Consider the following 14,534-nt stretch of genomic DNA (forward strand, 5'->3'; position numbering starts at 1 on the left):
ACGTCAAGCCGGAGCGACGAACCGAGCCAGGGTTGGCTTGGGCAGCCGCACCGGCCGGTGGCTCTGGCGGTCGATGCAGCACCAGAGGCTGGTGACCTCGGCCAGTAGCTCATCGCCGCGCCGGATCAGGGTCTGGAACTGGGCCTTGGCGCCGGCCGCCGCCTCGATGCCGGTGGTGGCCACGATCGCGTCGGTCAGGAAGGCAGGGCGGCGGTAGGTGATCTCGTGCTTCAGCGCCACCCTCAGGTGGCGGGCCACTGCTTCAGCGTCGGCGACCCGTTCCCAATGGGCGATGACGGCCGCCTGCACCCATTGCAGGTAGACGGCGTTGTTGACGTGGCCCAGGTGATCGATGTCCTCGAGCCGGATGGTCACCGGATACTCGGTCAGCGGTCCTGGCGGCGGAGCCCCAGGGGACGCTCGGCGAGAAGAGGACATCGAGACCGGATCAGTCGAGCTTGACGTCCAGCAGCCGGACGAACTGCTGGCCGCAATGCATGTCGCGTTCGACCACCCCGCCCTGGGCGCTCGTGCGCGCATACGAGATCTTGACCACATTGAGGTCGGGGACAGGGTAGTGGCGGACCAGCGACGGGTCGGCCCCGAACAGGCGCTCGAACAGCTTGGGTCCTAAGGCCTCGCTGCCCTGGTACTTCTCGAAGGTCTCTGCCCCGTCGAAGAAGAGGTCGAACGTCACCCAGTAGGGGCCGGCGTTCTTGGAGCGCACGTGGCGGCAAACATCCCTGAGCGTCGTCATCACGCCGCTTCCTTCTTCTTCAGGTCGACCCAGACGGTGCGGACGAGGGCCATCGGGTCATCGACCTCGACGACGTGGTTCAGCTTGAACTCGTAGACCGCGCCGCGCTCGATGTCGGCAGGGGTGAAGGCAAAGCCATAGCTGGGCAGTTCCTCGTCCTCGACGATCGGGAAGTGGAAGAACCAGGCATTGCAGGCCTTGGCGATCTGCGAGGCCATCTCCTGGGTCGCGGCGGTGGCGACGAACATCACGCCCACTTCGCGCGGCGCTGGCGTGCCCTCGGGCGGACGATCGCCCGAAACGGCGTTCCAGCCATAGATCCGCAGCGAGATATTGAAGTCGCCGGCGGCCTCGCCGATCGTCGTGCGCACCCGGTGGTACATCGCCGCCAGCATCTTGTCGTGAAACTCATTCAGTCGCGACAGGACCTCGGGATCCTGGATGCCGATCAGCATGATCGTCTGGAAGCCGCCCGAGCCGGCACCTTCCAGTTTCATCGTGTAAGGCTTTTCGTCCCAGGCCGAGCCCGTCACCCGCACCCTGCGATCGTCAAGCGCGGCGTAGTGCGCCTGCGTGACGTCCAGCACCCCGCCAGGCTCGGTCAGCCGGAACGGGTTGGCGTTCTCATAAAGCATGTGAGCCGAGACGCTATGCGGGTTGCAGTGGTTTTCCAGGCTCAGCGTCTCTACCTCGAAACCGTCGGCGTCGATGCTGATCAGCACGCCCGCGCCCTTGGTCCGGTAGACAGCGCATTGGCTGCCGCATTCTGCGATCTTGGCGGCGTGCCAGGACGGTCCCCACGGCGCGCCCTTCATCAAGGCAAAGCTGGACAGCACGGCGGTATCGGTGGTGCGCCCGCCCAGGATCAGGTCCGCGCCGGCCTCCAGGGCCGCGACATAGGGCTCGGCGCCCAGGACAGCAACGATGTGGTCGCAGGCATCGATCGTCGTATCCGCCAACGGCCCAAGCGGCGGCAGCGGCTTGATCGCGCCAGCCGCGTTGCGGGCCTTCAGGGATGCCTTGTCCTGCTCGGAATAGAGCAGCGCGATCCTGGGCTTGAGGCCCAGCTCGCCGGCGATCTCCAGGGCGATGTCGCGCGTCCAGTCGACGTTCTTGTCTCCCCCGGCCTGGCCACTGGTCCCGACGATGACCGGGATGCCGGCCCCGGCGCCAGCCTTCATCAGGATGGCCAGGTCGTGTTTGACCGAGGCGCGGTTGTTCTTCGAGACACCGAGCGCCAAGTAGGCCGCTCCGCTGTCGGTCGACCCTGCGTCCGTGGCGATGGCGTGTGCGCCCATCGCCAAGCCCCGGCGGACCTCGTCCTCGTGAACGCCCGCGCCAAGCGACCCGCACGGAACGATGATCTTGATCGGACCTTCCAACATTGACTTCACCAGCAAAGGGCGCGGCCTAGTCAGCCGCCTCATGAGAGTGCCTAACGTCTTAGGATCCACTATGTCAACAAATTGGATCCAATTTGTTGATTGGAGCTACATCCTCAGGCCCGCAGCGGAAACGCGCCGAAGACCAAGGCCGCGCACAGCACGACCAAGCAGATCATCAGCGCCCACTTCAGGCTAAAGCGCTGGGCGTCGGTGACATCCACGCCCAGCAGGCCACAGGCCAGGTAGATTGGGGCCAGCAGCGGGCTCATCGAATGGACGGGCTGGCCGATCAGCGAGGCGCGGGCGATTTCCACCGGCTCGACGCCGAAGCTGGCGGCGGTCTGGGCCACGACGGGCACCACGCCAAAATAGTAGGCGTCGTTGGACATCACAAAGGTCAGGGGCATGCTCACCAGGGCGGTGATCGGCGCCAGGTACGGCCCGATATGCGGCGGGATTACCGACAGGGCCGACTTGGCCATCGCGTCGGCCATGCCCGCGCCATTGAGAATGCCGGTAAAGGCGCCGGCGGCGAACAGCAGGACCACGATGTTGACGACGTTCTCGGCATGGGCCGCGATGCGCGCCTTCTGGTCTTTCAGCGAGGGGTAGTTGACGGTCATGGCGATGGCGAAGGCGCTCATCATCAGCACCGGCAGCGGCGCCAGGCCCGAGACCATGCCCAGGATCAGCACGAGCGTCAGGGCGAGGTTGAACCAAAAGAGCTTGGGTCGGCGGACCTCGCGCTCGACTTCGATCGCCTGAACGGCGGCCAGGACCGCAAGGGATGGGACGTCGTCTGCGGACACCGCACCGCGTCCGGCCAGCCGGCGCCGCTCGCTCCGCCCAAAATGCCAGGCGAGGCCAAAGACGGCCAAAAGGCCTACCCCGGCGGCCGGCAGCATTGGGCCGACGACAGCGCCCAGGTCGACATGCACCGCCGCCGCCGCGCGCGCCGCGGGTCCGCCCCAGGGCACGTAGTTCATCAGGGCGTTGGTCAGGCCCAGCAAGGTGGCCAGGATCAGCGGGTTCATGCCCACGCGCCGATAGACCGGCAGGAAGGCGGTGATGACGATGAGGGCCGTGGTGGTGCCATCGCCGTCCAGCGACACGGTCGTCGCCAGGATCGCTGTGCCCAGGCTGATCCTCATGGGATCATCGCCGACGATGGAAAGCACCTTGCGCACCAGGGGCTCGAAAAGGCCCGCGTCCATCATCACGGCGAAATAGAGCACCGCGAACGACAGCATCAGCGTCGTTGGCGCCACCTGCAGCACGCCCTTGATGATCATGTCGCCAAGGCCCGCCCCGGCGCCCGCCAGCAGACCAAAGACGATGGGCACGATCAGCAGGGCGGCGACCGCCGACATTCGCTTGGTCATGATCAGCGTCATGAAGGTCACGACCATCAGGAGGCCCAGCACGGCGGGCTGGCGCAGAACGTCGATCACGAAGCGATCTCCATTGGGGGTGCAGGCCAAAGACCAGAATGAATCCAGTCTTGGCGATTGATGTTACCGGTGACTTGCGCGGTCGCGGGCGGACCGGTGTAGAGAAAGAACGGCGCGCCTTGATGCGCGCCGACGAGCGCATCGATCAGGGGACGGACATGGCGGCGGTTGAAGCGGGGCAAGAGGCGGGCGTGATCGACACGCCGCACACCGAGCCGGCCACCCATACGGTGCTGACAAGCCTGCGCGAGCGCATCGTTACCGGCGAGATCGCGCCCGACACACGCCTGCGCGCCGAGGGACTGGCGGCCGAGATGAACGTCTCGCGCACGCCGATCCGCAGCGCCCTGGCGGTGCTCTCGGCCGAGGGCCTGGTCAGTTATAGCGTCAATCGCGGCTACACCGTGCGGACCATGTCGCTGGGCGACATCTTCGATGCGATCGAGGCCCGCGGGGCCCTGGAAAGCCTGGCGGCGCGGGCCTCGGTGGACCTGGGCTGGGCGCCAGAAGCGCTCGAGCGCCTGGAGGGCCTTGCCCGCGCCGGCCGCGAGATCGTCGAGGCGGGCCAGTGGTCTGAGGCGATCGAACTGAAATGGTACACGATCAATCGCCAGTTCCATGCCCAGATCCTGCACGCGGCCCAGAACACCGCTCTCCGCAACGCCATCCGCATGACCCTGGTCTATCCGCTGTTTGGCGATGCGGCCCGCCTTTGCCCCACGGTCTCGGCCTGCGTACCGCCGCGCCTGCGCCAAGTGCCCGCCACGCCGCCCGACCACATCCGCCAGTCGCAGGACGATCACGAAAAGATCCTGGCGGCGATCAAGGCCGAGGACAGCATCGAGGCGGGACGTCTCATGTCGGACCACGTTCTCGCTACACGGACCCGCTTGCATGCTCTCGCCATTCGGCGATGAGCCACGGCCCTCCCAGGATTCGTCATAGACACATCCAAACAACATATCAATTGCATCCATTTTATTGACCGATGTGATCCACCTCTCTTAAGGTTGCTCGACGGCGAGGCATGACCCGCGCCGCAAGAACAACAATTGGGGAGTTGAAACATGCCGGTCAGCCGCAAAGCCTTGACCTATGCGCCGGCGCTCGTAGCGCTGCTTGGCGCCTCGGGCGCCCTAGCCCAGGCGATACCCGCGACCACGTCCGAGGTCAGCCAAATCGAGGAGGTGGTCGTCACCGCCCAGCGCCGCAGCGAAAGCCTGCAGGCTGTGCCGGTGACCGTGACGGCCTTCGGGGCCGAGCAGGTGCAGCAGGCCCGCATCCGCCAGATCGACGATGTCGCCGGTCTCACCCCCGGCCTCCAGTTCGACGCCTTCCCCGCTTCGCAACCCCGCATCTCGATCCGCGGCATCGGTTCGTCCGACCGGGGCGCAGCCGGCGATCCCAGCTCGGCCGTCTTCCTCGACGAGATCTATCTGGGCCGCCCCGCCGCCGTGGCTTTTGACGCCTTCGATGTCGAGCGCGTCGAGGTGCTGAAGGGCCCGCAAGGCACGCTCTACGGCCGCAACGTCGTGGGCGGGGCGATCAACATCGTCTCCCGCAAGCCTCAGTTGGGCGCCTTTGACGCCGCCGCCGAGGTCACCGTCGGCAACTACAGCCGCCTGGAAGGCGCGGGCGTGATCAACGCGCCGTTCGCCGATGGCAAGGCCGCGATCCGCGCCAGCGGCGCCTGGCGCACCCACGACGGATACGTGAAGAACACCTTCACCGGCAACGATGTCGAGGACCAGGACACCCGCAGCGGCCGCGTCTCGCTGCTCGTTGATCCTGGCGAGGGCCTGCGGGTCCAGGCCACGGTCGACGGAACGCGTGACAGGGGCACGGGTCCCGCCCAGCACGTCCTGGACCTGGACACCAGCGATCCGACCTCGGCGCTGTGGACGATCAATCGCGACCGCAAGCACACCGCCGGTTCCGACGACGGCTACCAAGACCGTGACACCTGGGGCTTGCGGCTGCAAGCCGATTGGGACCTGCCGTTCGCCACCCTCACCTATCTGGGTTCGTACCGCGACCTCGACTATCACGCCGCCTATGACTTCGACGGCGGCAACCCGTCCTTCAATCCGGCCGGCATCTCGGGCGGCAACGACGAGGCCAGCGACTTCTCCAGTCACGAGCTCCGACTGTCCTCGCTGCCAGGCGAAGGCGTGCGCTGGGTTGCGGGCCTCTACACTTTCAAGAGCGACACCGACCGCAAGGACTCGCTGGTCATCAACCTGGGACGGCCAGGCACGGAGATCTACACCCAGTCGGCCAACCTCAAGAGCTACGCCGCCTTCGGCGACGTCACCGTGCCACTGGGCGACAGGTTCTCCCTGATCGGCGGCCTGCGTTACTCCAAGGACGACAAGGACTATCGGGTCGACAACCTGGCCGGCAACACGCTGTTCCGCGCCGGCGAGCGCTTCAACGTCTCGGTGTCCGACACCTACAAGGCCTGGACCTGGCGGGCCGGCCTCGACTTCAAGCCCGTCGACAACCACATGCTCTACGCCATGGCGTCGCGCGGCTTCAAAAGCGGCGGCTTCCAGGACACTCCGGCCAGCGCCGCCGACGCGGCCGACGGCTTCGAGCCTGAATACGCCACCCAGTACGAGATCGGCCAGAAGAGCACGTTCCTGAACGGGACTCTGGTCTGGAACAACACCGTCTACGTAATGAAGTACACTGACCTGCAGACGCGGCGCACCCTGCCCAACCTGTCGGTCGTCACCGACAACGCCGGCAAGGCCACCATCAAGGGCTACGAGACCTATCTGGCCTGGCGTCCGTTCGCCGGAGCCCGCCTGGTCGCCAGCTACGGCTACACCGACGGCAAGTTCGACGAGTTCAGCCCCGAGCCGGGCGAGGACTATTCCGGCAACCGCATCTCGCGCACGCCCAGGCACAAGCTGGTGCTCTCGCCCTCCTACGACCTGGCGCTGGCCGGCGGCGGCGATGTCCGCTTCGCTGTCGATTATCACTACGAGAGCATGATCTTCGACGACAACTCCAACGACGGGCCCGAGCGCCGTCCGCCGACCAACTTCTATGACGCGCGCATCGTCTACAGCGCGCCGGGTGACCACTGGTCGGTGTCGCTGTGGGGCAAGAACCTCTCCAATGAGGTGACCCGCACCTTCCAGGCTGTGTTCCTCGGGGCCAACTTCGGGGCCTACAACCCGCCGCGCACCTTCGGCGTCACTCTGAACTGGAAGCATTGAGACTCTCTCGCGCACGGATCGGCCGCCCCCTCGCACGGGCGGCGGCCTTTCCGGTCCGGGGGTTAAAAGCGGTAGCCGACGGCGATGGCGGCGCTGAACTGGTCAGCCGAGCCCTCGCCCTTGACCAGTGGGCTGTCGGCGAAGTCGCCTGTCAGGCGCTTGTAGTTTCCCAGCAACTGGAGGTTCCAGCGCTCGGTGAGGGCGTAGGCGACCTTGGTGCTGAGGGCGATGTCGCGCACGCCGCCCTTGAGGTCATAGGCCGCCAGGCCGCTGAGGGCTGCCTGGGATGGCGTGACGCCGAAATAGGCGCGGGCGTACTTCCTATCGACGATGTCGATCTTGGCTGAGCCGCCGATCGACCAGCGGCTGTTGAGGCGCCGGCCATAGATCACCGACATGCCGCCGACCGCGCCATCGAACGTGTCGGACGTGTCGACCATGTACGAGCCCATGAAGGTCAACTGGTCTTGCTCGGACAGCACGCCCCGGCGCGAGTAGGCGATGAAGCCGCCCGCCTCGAGCGCGTCGTCCAGCTTGGGCAGCTTGGCGACGCGCAGGCTTTTGACGTCATCGTCGCGCTTGTTCTCCACGTCGATCATCGGGCCGAACGCCACGCCTTCGAACGGCGAAAGGTTCAGCCGGACCTGCTGGCCCTGGAAGTCCAGGTAGAATGCGCCGTAGTTGATGCGGCCGGCGATGTAGGGCGTGGCCTCCAGGTCGTCCGAGCCCACATAGTCCGGGCGCACGCCGGCCCCGACGGCGATGTCGCCCGACCAGGCGCGCGGCTCGCTCTTGCCTCCCGCGACCTGGGCCGCGACAGGCGTGGCCAGCAAGGGAAGAAGCGCGAGCATGGAGCCCAAGGGTAGAAGCCGCATCGATATCTCCTGACGGGAGACGCCCGGGACATCCAGGCGCTGGGATACGGCCAAGACGCCACCCGTCGAAGATCACCCTCTCAGTTTTGCGTCCAAAATCTCACTTTCTTGCATCGAGCCTGTTAGCGGCTCGCCGCGATCGCCTCGGCGATGGCCCGCCCGCAGGCTTCCGTACCCAGGGGTCCGCCCAGGTCGCGCGTGCGCAACTCGGGCCGAGCCAGAACCGTCTCTATCGCAGCGACCACGGCGGCGGCGGCCTCGTGCTCGCCGAGGTGATCCAGCATGAGCGCCGCCGACCAGATCTGGCCGACCGGATTGGCGATTCCCTGCCCGGCGATGTCCGGCGCCGAGCCATGCACCGGCTCGAACAGCGACGGGAAGGTCCGCTCGGGATTGATGTTGCCGGCGGGCGCGATGCCGATGGTGCCGGTGCAGGCCGGTCCCAGATCCGAGAGGATGTCACCGAAGAGGTTCGAGGCGACCACCACGTCGAACCAGTCAGGATGCTGCACGAAGTGCGCGGTGAGGATGTCGATATGGTACTTGTCCCACCGCACACCCGGATAGGACGGCGCCATGGCTTCGACTCGTTCGTCCCAGTAGGGCATGGTGATCGAGATGCCGTTGGACTTGGTCGCCGAGGTCAGGTGCTTCTTCTCTCGCCGCGCGGCCAGCTCGAAGGCGTATTTCAAGATCCGGTCGACACCCACGCGGGTCATCACCGTCTCCTGCATCACGACCTCGCGCTCGGTGCCCGGGAAGATGCGGCCGCCGATCGAGGAATATTCCCCCTCCGTGTTTTCGCGCACGACGTAAAAGTCGATGTCGCCCGGCTGGCGGCCCGCCAAAGGGCTGGGCACGCCAGGCATCAGCTTGACGGGGCGCAGGTTGACGTACTGGTCGAACTCACGCCGGAACTGAATCAGAGAGCCCCAGAGCGAAACGTGGTCGGGCACGCTGTCTGGCCAGCCGACCGCGCCGAAGAAGATGGCGTCGTGGCCGCCGATCCGGTCTTTCCAATCAGCCGGCATCATCGCCCCGTGCTCGAGATAGTAGTCGCACGAGGCAAAATCGAAGTGGTCGAAGGCGAAGCGGCAGCCAAAACGCGCCGAAACGGCCTCCAGCGCCCGTAGCCCCTCGGGCACGACCTCCTTACCGATCCCGTCGCCTGGTATGACGGCGATCCGATAACGACGCTGGCTCATGCGAACTCTCCTAGGGGGCGTCGATCAGGATCGCCCGGAAGTCGTTGACGTTGGTGCGGGTCGGGCCGGTGACCACGAGGTCGCCCAGAGCAGCGAAGAAGCCGTAGCCGTCGTTATCGGCCAGGCGCTCCGCGGCGTTCAGGCCCAGGGCCGTGGCGCGCGCCAGACTGTCGGGAAATAGCAGGGCGCCAGCATTGTCTTCCGAGCCGTCGACGCCATCGGTGTCGGCGGCCAGGGCGTGGATCCCGGGGCAGCCGTCCAGCGCCGTCGCTAGCGCCAGCAGGTATTCGGCGTTGCGGCCACCCCGCCCCTTGCCCCGCACGGTCACCGTCGTCTCGCCACCCGACAGCAGCACGCAAGGACCACGCCGTTCTCCGGCGACCTTAAGAGCCAAGTGGGCGTGCTCACGCGCGACCTCGCGCGCCTCGCCCTCGATCGCGTCGCCCAGGACGATGGGCGTGTATCCTCGGGCAGAGGCTTCGCGCGCCGCTGCCGACAGGGCGTCGCGCGGCCGGGCGATCAGCATGGCCTCCGCCCCGGGGACCTGCTTTGGCGTCTCGCTGCGCGGGTCGTTCAGCCAGACCCGGACAGCCTCGGGGACGGCGATCCCCCGCTGCTCCAGGATCGCCAGCGCGTCCTGGCGCGTCGTCGGATCGGGCGCGGTCGGGCCCGAAGCGATGGTCGAAACCTCATCGCCGGGCACATCCGAAATCGCCAGCGTCACCACCCGGGCCGGCGCGGCCAGCAGGGCCAGCTGCCCGCCCTTGACGGACGACAGGTGCTTGCGGACGCAGTTGATCTCATCGATGGGCACGCCGCCGCGCAGCAAAGCCCTGGTGACCGCCTGCTTGTGGATCAGGGTCAGGCCCTGCGCTGGGGCGGCCAGTAGCGCTGAGCCGCCGCCCGACAGCAGGCATAGCACTAGGTCGTCGGCGGTAAGCCCTCGCAGCCGATCGACCATGGCTGCGGTCCCCGCCGCCCCCGCCGCGTCGGCGATCGGATGGCCCGCCTCGATCACGGCGATCCGCTCGCAGACCGCGCCATGACCATAGCGGGTGATGACTACCCCTTCGAGTGGCCCTTCCCAATGGGCCTCGACCGCCGCAGCCATGGCGGCGGCGGCCTTGCCCGCCCCGACCACGACGGTGCGGCCCTTGGGTGGCGTGGGCAGATGCGACGGCAGGCAAAGCGCGGGCGAGGCGACGGCGACCGCGGCTTTGAAAAGCGCCTCCAGAGCCGCCTGGGACTGTTCGTTGGTCACGTCGCCTAGCCTTTCGTTTCCGCCCAGGTAGGCTGGCGGCGATCGTTCATGCCAATGCGCAAAACGCATCAAATCATCGGCCAAGCGCACATCGCAGCTTCAAGAATGGAATTCGCGAAGCTTCTCGGGGGCCAAGCAGGCATAGTCCGAGATGTCGCCGCAATCGCATGGCGCCCTCGGCCAAGCGCCCGCGCTGTGTAGATTTGGCGGGGTCATCTCGCGCCATGAGGAGACGTTGGTGCCGCTCCAGAAACTAGACATTCAGCACGACATTGAGAAAACCAGGGTAAACCTACCGTCTTAGGTCATGGAGAAGGCCCGAGATGGCGACGAGGCCTGCGACGAAGCCAAAGCACCCGCTCGAACTGGCGGCCAAGCGGCTCCGTGCCGGCGGAACGCTCTCGGTGCCTTGGGTCTTGCCACTGGATCAATTGCCCTTCCGGACTTTCGAGTCATTGCAAGAATGGCTTGAGGCCCTGGTCTCCCTCGATCTTGACCAGTCTTCAGCGATCCCAACTGTCGTCCGGGAAAAGTATCTGCGCGCCCTGAAGGTCTATCTCGCGGCGTGGGTCGACGCAGACATACTCGTAATCGCTGAAGCCGCCGCTTATGGCGCCATGGAACTGGCCGTCCGCGACCAGTACGGGGAGAGGGTCCGAGCGCTTCAGCTCGATCGCAAAACTCAGGCCGCAATTGGCAAGTCCCATCCCGCACCAAAGTGTGCGCCCAAGTCGCCGCCGCCCGAGGAGGCCCTTCCACAATTCGCTGACGAACCCCAACCGCCGCCTCTATCGGCGCTCTTGGACTACATGATTCGACACGATGGGCTCTCGGACGCCAAGGCTCGTGTCGGTTCGATTCCGATCGCCCGCACCATTCCAGCATCGCTCAGTCTTCCGCACACAAAGGCGGCGCCTCCGTTTTCTGGGCTGGCGCGTGGCGTCGTGAGGCGTGACAAGCGCTTCGGCGCGGCTCTATCGGCGAAATCGCTCTTCAGCGACGGCCTGTCCGTTCGCCTTCGGTCCCGCCAGAGCACGAAGAACCCGCCCTTGAGGGGCGGGTTCAGGCTTTCGCGTAGACTGGAGAACCGAGATCTGGGGATTAGACCAGACTGAAGTCGCCCGCGTTGATCAGCGATGCGGCGTTGGCCAGGGTCAGGCCAACGAAGGTGACCATCTGGGTTTGCAAGGCGCCGTTGGCGGTCGCGTCTGCGCTGAAGTCCGTATAGAGCGACAGTTGTAGATCCCCACCGTCAAGTTGCCAGATCACGATGGCCTCGGCTGCGTTGTCGTTGTTGCCGAAGAGCGAACGGGCCGCGGTTTGGGCCGCGTTGGCGTCTGCGTATGTGTTAACATCCAAGACTAGGATTTCCGTACCCGAGGCGGCGGTGATGCCACTGCTGGCGGTGCCGAATCTTATGGTGGTGGAGGTGAGGTCGACGCGAATCTGGTCGACGGCGGTGGTTGCGGTCCCGAAGTTGAAGTCGGTGTAGCTGTCCGTGCCATTGGCCGCTTGCGTAAGGTTTGTGACGACAAAAATGTCGGCGCCATTTCCGCCTGTGAGGGTGTCGTTGCCTCCACGACCGGTGAGGATGTCGACGCCATCCCCCCCGACGATGGTGTCCGCCTGTGTTGTGCCGGTGAGGGTGTTGGCCTGGGTGGCCGAGCCTTTGAGGGTCAGGCCGTTGCCTGTGGCGGCCGAGGCGTTGATGGTCACAGTCCCGGTCGCCGCCGAGGCGTCGATGGTCGTGGCGGGGTTCACCGCCAGGGCCCCGGTCGTCAGGTTGAGCGCCCCCGCCCCGGTGACCGCGAGCTTGGTGAAGCCCGTCAGGCCGGCGATCGAGGACAGCGTCAGGTTGTCGGTGAGGGCTAGGTTGACGGTCTCGACGCTAGCGATGTTGAGGTTTGCCACGCTCAGGGTGTTCACCGCCGCCAGGCCGTCGTTGACAGTGATGGACACCACGTCGGTCCCGCCGGCAGCGTTGGCCAGGGCAAGGGTCGGGGCCACGGTCTGGGCGCCGCTGATGGTGATCGCACCCGCCTGGGCCACGCTGAGGTTCGTCACCGAATAGCCGTCGCCGGCGGAGTCGGCGCCCAGGACGAACGATTGGATCCCAGCCATCAGTGAGGCGTCGAAGGTGTCGAGGGCGCCGTCGTTGTCGTCGGCCAGGGCGATGACCTCGAAGCCGGTGAGGTAGAGGGCGGTGGTGGCGGTCAGCGCCGCTTGATCGGTGAAACGGACTGTGTCGGTTCCGTCGCCGCCAACGGCGGTGATCGCCGGGTTGTTATAGACCAGGGCGTCGACATAGACGCCGTCGTTCCCCGCTCCGCCGGTGAAATTGGTCAGCGCGCCGACCTTCACGATGAGACCGCCCGCCGTCTGCGCCGCGGAACTGATCTGGCTGAAGTTGGTGCTGAGGGTCGCGGCGGAGAGGTCGACCTGACCCGCGCCCGTTACCGTCAGGGTGGAGGCGGCGGCGTAGTCAGCCGCGAGCGCGCCGGTCAGGTTGGTCGTGGCGTTGATGGTGAGGCCGCTCAGGGCGGTGGCTGTGTCGAGGTCGATTACGCCGACGGCATTGGCGCCGCCGGTGGAATTGATCTCCACCGTGGCCGCGCCTGTCTGGTTGCGAGTGATGTTGGCCCCGCCCTTCAGGCCGCCCTGCAGGTTCAGGGTCACGGCGTTGGTGGCCGCGGCCATGGTGAAGGTGGTGGCCCCGTTGGTGACCGCCCCGTCGCCGACGATGCTGAGCGACGCGCCCGTGCCGATGTTGTTGAAGGTGACGGCGTCAGTACTCTTGTTGTTGACCACAGAGGTCTCAGCAGAGACAGCGGCGAAGTCGTAGACGCCGTCCGTGCCGCCGGTCTCGTTGATCCTGAACACCTCGATGCCGGTGATGGTCGCTGCGGGGAAGGCGCCCGCGCCGGCCCCGTCCACTGTCAGGACCAATGTGTCGGTCCCACCGCCGCCTTTGAGGACGTCGGTCGCATTGAGCGTGCTGTTCGGGCCGCTGGCGGAGATATAGGCGGTGAAGGTGTCGTCGGCGCCGCCGCCCGTGATGGTATCGGCGGCCGTGGTCAGGGTGAAAGACTGGCTGACCGGCTCTTCCTCCTCGGGCGGCGGCGGCGGCGGCGGCGGCGGCGGCGGCGGCGGGGGGACGTTGTTGTTGCCCATGCCGCCGCCGAGCGAGGAATAAACCGTGGTTAGGTCGACGCCGTACTGGGCGTTGCCTGTCACGAGGGCGTGGATGAAGTTGTTAGCGCCGGCGGCGTACAGGCCCACGTCGGCCTTTACCCCCTCGCCCATCAGATAGCCGATCAGCGCCGCCTTGACGGCGATGTCGACCTGGGCCGCGGTGGAGGTGGCGCCAATCACGCCGGCCTGACGGGCGATAGCTTCGAAATTGGCCTTGCGGCTGGTGATGTCTGCGATGGCGGCGGCGGGATCGATTCCGGCGGCGATGGCGTAGCTGGAGCCGATTATGGCCTGGTAGGCGGCGGTGACGAAGGCGTCGAAGGTCAGACCGCCATAGACGGCGCTGAAGTGGGAGGCGCCTTCACCCAATACGCCGAGGTTGAGCGCGAAATTGATGTAGCGGTCTTCCAGTCCGAACTTCGCGTAATAGGAGTCGTTCAGGTCGTTGGGGTTGGCGGGAGAGTTGACCAGATAGTCGAGGCCGGCCTTGGTCGGGGTTCTGGCGGTGAAGAACTGGTAGACTTGGACCGCGACGGAAACATCGTTGTCGGCGCTGTTGACCACATAGGACATGGCGGTCTGGTCTGTGATCCAGCCGGTTAGCAATCTGTGGGCGATCACCTGCAGCTCGACCGAAGCGGCTGCGTCGGGCTGCACGCCATTGTTGGCGGCCCGGTAGGCTGCGGTTAGTTGGTCTAACGTATAGGCCATTGCCGGTGCTCTCTTATGAAAAGCAGGACCTCTCATAGGCCTCTGCGACCAAGATAATCGCGACACCTATCTCCGTTCGCGGGGCAATCGAACGGATATTCGTGTCTTTGTGCACAATCTAGTAGATTCCGTGGATTGCCAGAATTGGCCGGCGGTCTCGCCGATGGATTGGCCGGGCGCTTAGTTATCGCTCAACTGATTAGATTGTCGCCACCGGCATCGTCCAATGTAAAGCCTAACTCGAAGAATAGATGCTTTGTTGACTCATGCATCAAGCCAAAGATGTCGTCGTAACCGAGTTCCCGAGCGGCCTTAGGACTAGAAGCGAAATGGCCTGTAAAGTCGACGTTAGCAGCCTCCAGCACCGCAACGTAAGCATGAACCTCTTCGTAGGTGAGAGGGGTCTTGTACTCATGCGCAATCCTGTTGCAGATCGTTTAGTGACCGTAGCGCGGTGACGTGACCCCCAT

General features: G+C 65.7%; 11 protein-coding genes. 3 read left to right on the forward strand and 8 right to left on the reverse strand.

What is annotated here, in order from left to right:
* Positions 1-3: 3 nt before the first annotated feature.
* From ACW173_RS04505 to ACW173_RS04520, 4 genes are all read right to left on the reverse strand, one after another.
* A complete protein-coding gene (locus tag ACW173_RS04505) occupies positions 4-375 on the reverse strand; it encodes an acyl-CoA thioesterase (RefSeq protein ID WP_492083680.1) in 372 nt (123 codons plus the stop codon).
* 73 nt (positions 376-448) lie between these two features.
* Positions 449-757: a DUF4387 domain-containing protein gene (locus ACW173_RS04510; protein ID WP_492083681.1), complete on the reverse strand. Its 309-nt coding sequence runs from the start codon at positions 755-757 to the stop codon at positions 449-451.
* Positions 757-2,142, reverse strand: a complete 1,386-nt coding sequence (locus tag ACW173_RS04515) for an acyclic terpene utilization AtuA family protein (protein WP_492083682.1) — start codon at positions 2,140-2,142, stop codon at positions 757-759. The genes ACW173_RS04510 and ACW173_RS04515 overlap by 1 nt, the downstream gene beginning before the upstream one ends.
* 113 nt (positions 2,143-2,255) lie before the next feature.
* Positions 2,256-3,593, reverse strand: a complete 1,338-nt coding sequence (locus ACW173_RS04520) for a CitMHS family transporter (RefSeq protein WP_492083683.1) — start codon at positions 3,591-3,593, stop codon at positions 2,256-2,258.
* A gap of 158 nt (positions 3,594-3,751) precedes the next feature.
* Between ACW173_RS04520 and ACW173_RS04525 the strand changes: the two genes are divergently transcribed.
* The gene (locus tag ACW173_RS04525) at positions 3,752-4,510 is read left to right on the forward strand and encodes a GntR family transcriptional regulator (RefSeq protein ID WP_492083684.1); all 759 of its coding nucleotides are present in this window, start codon (positions 3,752-3,754) and stop codon (positions 4,508-4,510) included.
* Between the two features lie 150 nt (positions 4,511-4,660).
* Positions 4,661-6,820 (forward strand): TonB-dependent receptor, encoded by a 2,160-nt coding sequence (locus ACW173_RS04530; RefSeq protein ID WP_492083685.1) that lies wholly within the window; start codon positions 4,661-4,663, stop codon positions 6,818-6,820.
* 62 nt (positions 6,821-6,882) lie between these two features.
* On the opposite strand, the gene ACW173_RS04535 is transcribed toward ACW173_RS04530, so the two are convergent.
* From ACW173_RS04535 to ACW173_RS04545, 3 genes are all read right to left on the reverse strand, one after another.
* Positions 6,883-7,695 (reverse strand): MipA/OmpV family protein, encoded by an 813-nt coding sequence (locus tag ACW173_RS04535; RefSeq protein WP_492083686.1) that lies wholly within the window; start codon positions 7,693-7,695, stop codon positions 6,883-6,885.
* A 122-nt stretch (positions 7,696-7,817) separates the two neighbouring features.
* The gene (locus ACW173_RS04540) at positions 7,818-8,900 is read right to left on the reverse strand and encodes a tartrate dehydrogenase (RefSeq protein WP_492083687.1); all 1,083 of its coding nucleotides are present in this window, start codon (positions 8,898-8,900) and stop codon (positions 7,818-7,820) included.
* Between the two features lie 10 nt (positions 8,901-8,910).
* Positions 8,911-10,161, reverse strand: coding sequence for a glycerate kinase type-2 family protein (locus ACW173_RS04545; protein ID WP_492083688.1), 1,251 nt, complete (start codon positions 10,159-10,161; stop codon positions 8,911-8,913).
* A 323-nt stretch (positions 10,162-10,484) separates the two neighbouring features.
* Between ACW173_RS04545 and ACW173_RS04550 the strand changes: the two genes are divergently transcribed.
* On the forward strand, positions 10,485-11,276 hold the full coding sequence (locus tag ACW173_RS04550) for a hypothetical protein (RefSeq protein ID WP_492083689.1): 792 nt from the start codon (positions 10,485-10,487) through the stop codon (positions 11,274-11,276).
* On the opposite strand, the gene ACW173_RS04555 is transcribed toward ACW173_RS04550, so the two are convergent.
* Positions 11,263-14,064, reverse strand: coding sequence for a beta strand repeat-containing protein (locus ACW173_RS04555; protein WP_492083690.1), 2,802 nt, complete (start codon positions 14,062-14,064; stop codon positions 11,263-11,265). The two genes, ACW173_RS04550 and ACW173_RS04555, sit on opposite strands and share 14 nt — an antisense overlap.
* Positions 14,065-14,534 lie beyond the last annotated feature (470 nt).

This window comes from Caulobacter sp. ALps2 (assembly GCF_058681635.1).

What these genes read in the sequence shown, in the direction of transcription:
- ACW173_RS04510 (WP_492083681.1), bottom strand. Translation starts at nt 757, where the DNA reads ATGACGACGCTCAGGGATGTTTGCCGCCACGTGCGCTCCAAGAACGCC.
- ACW173_RS04515 (WP_492083682.1), bottom strand. Translation starts at nt 2,142, where the DNA reads ATGTTGGAAGGTCCGATCAAGATCATCGTTCCGTGCGGGTCGCTTGGC.
- ACW173_RS04525 (WP_492083684.1), top strand. Translation starts at nt 3,752, where the DNA reads ATGGCGGCGGTTGAAGCGGGGCAAGAGGCGGGCGTGATCGACACGCCG.
- ACW173_RS04530 (WP_492083685.1), top strand. Translation starts at nt 4,661, where the DNA reads ATGCCGGTCAGCCGCAAAGCCTTGACCTATGCGCCGGCGCTCGTAGCG.
- ACW173_RS04535 (WP_492083686.1), bottom strand. Translation starts at nt 7,695, where the DNA reads ATGCGGCTTCTACCCTTGGGCTCCATGCTCGCGCTTCTTCCCTTGCTG.
- ACW173_RS04540 (WP_492083687.1), bottom strand. Translation starts at nt 8,900, where the DNA reads ATGAGCCAGCGTCGTTATCGGATCGCCGTCATACCAGGCGACGGGATC.
- ACW173_RS04550 (WP_492083689.1), top strand. Translation starts at nt 10,485, where the DNA reads ATGGCGACGAGGCCTGCGACGAAGCCAAAGCACCCGCTCGAACTGGCG.
- ACW173_RS04555 (WP_492083690.1), bottom strand. Translation starts at nt 14,064, where the DNA reads ATGGCCTATACGTTAGACCAACTAACCGCAGCCTACCGGGCCGCCAAC.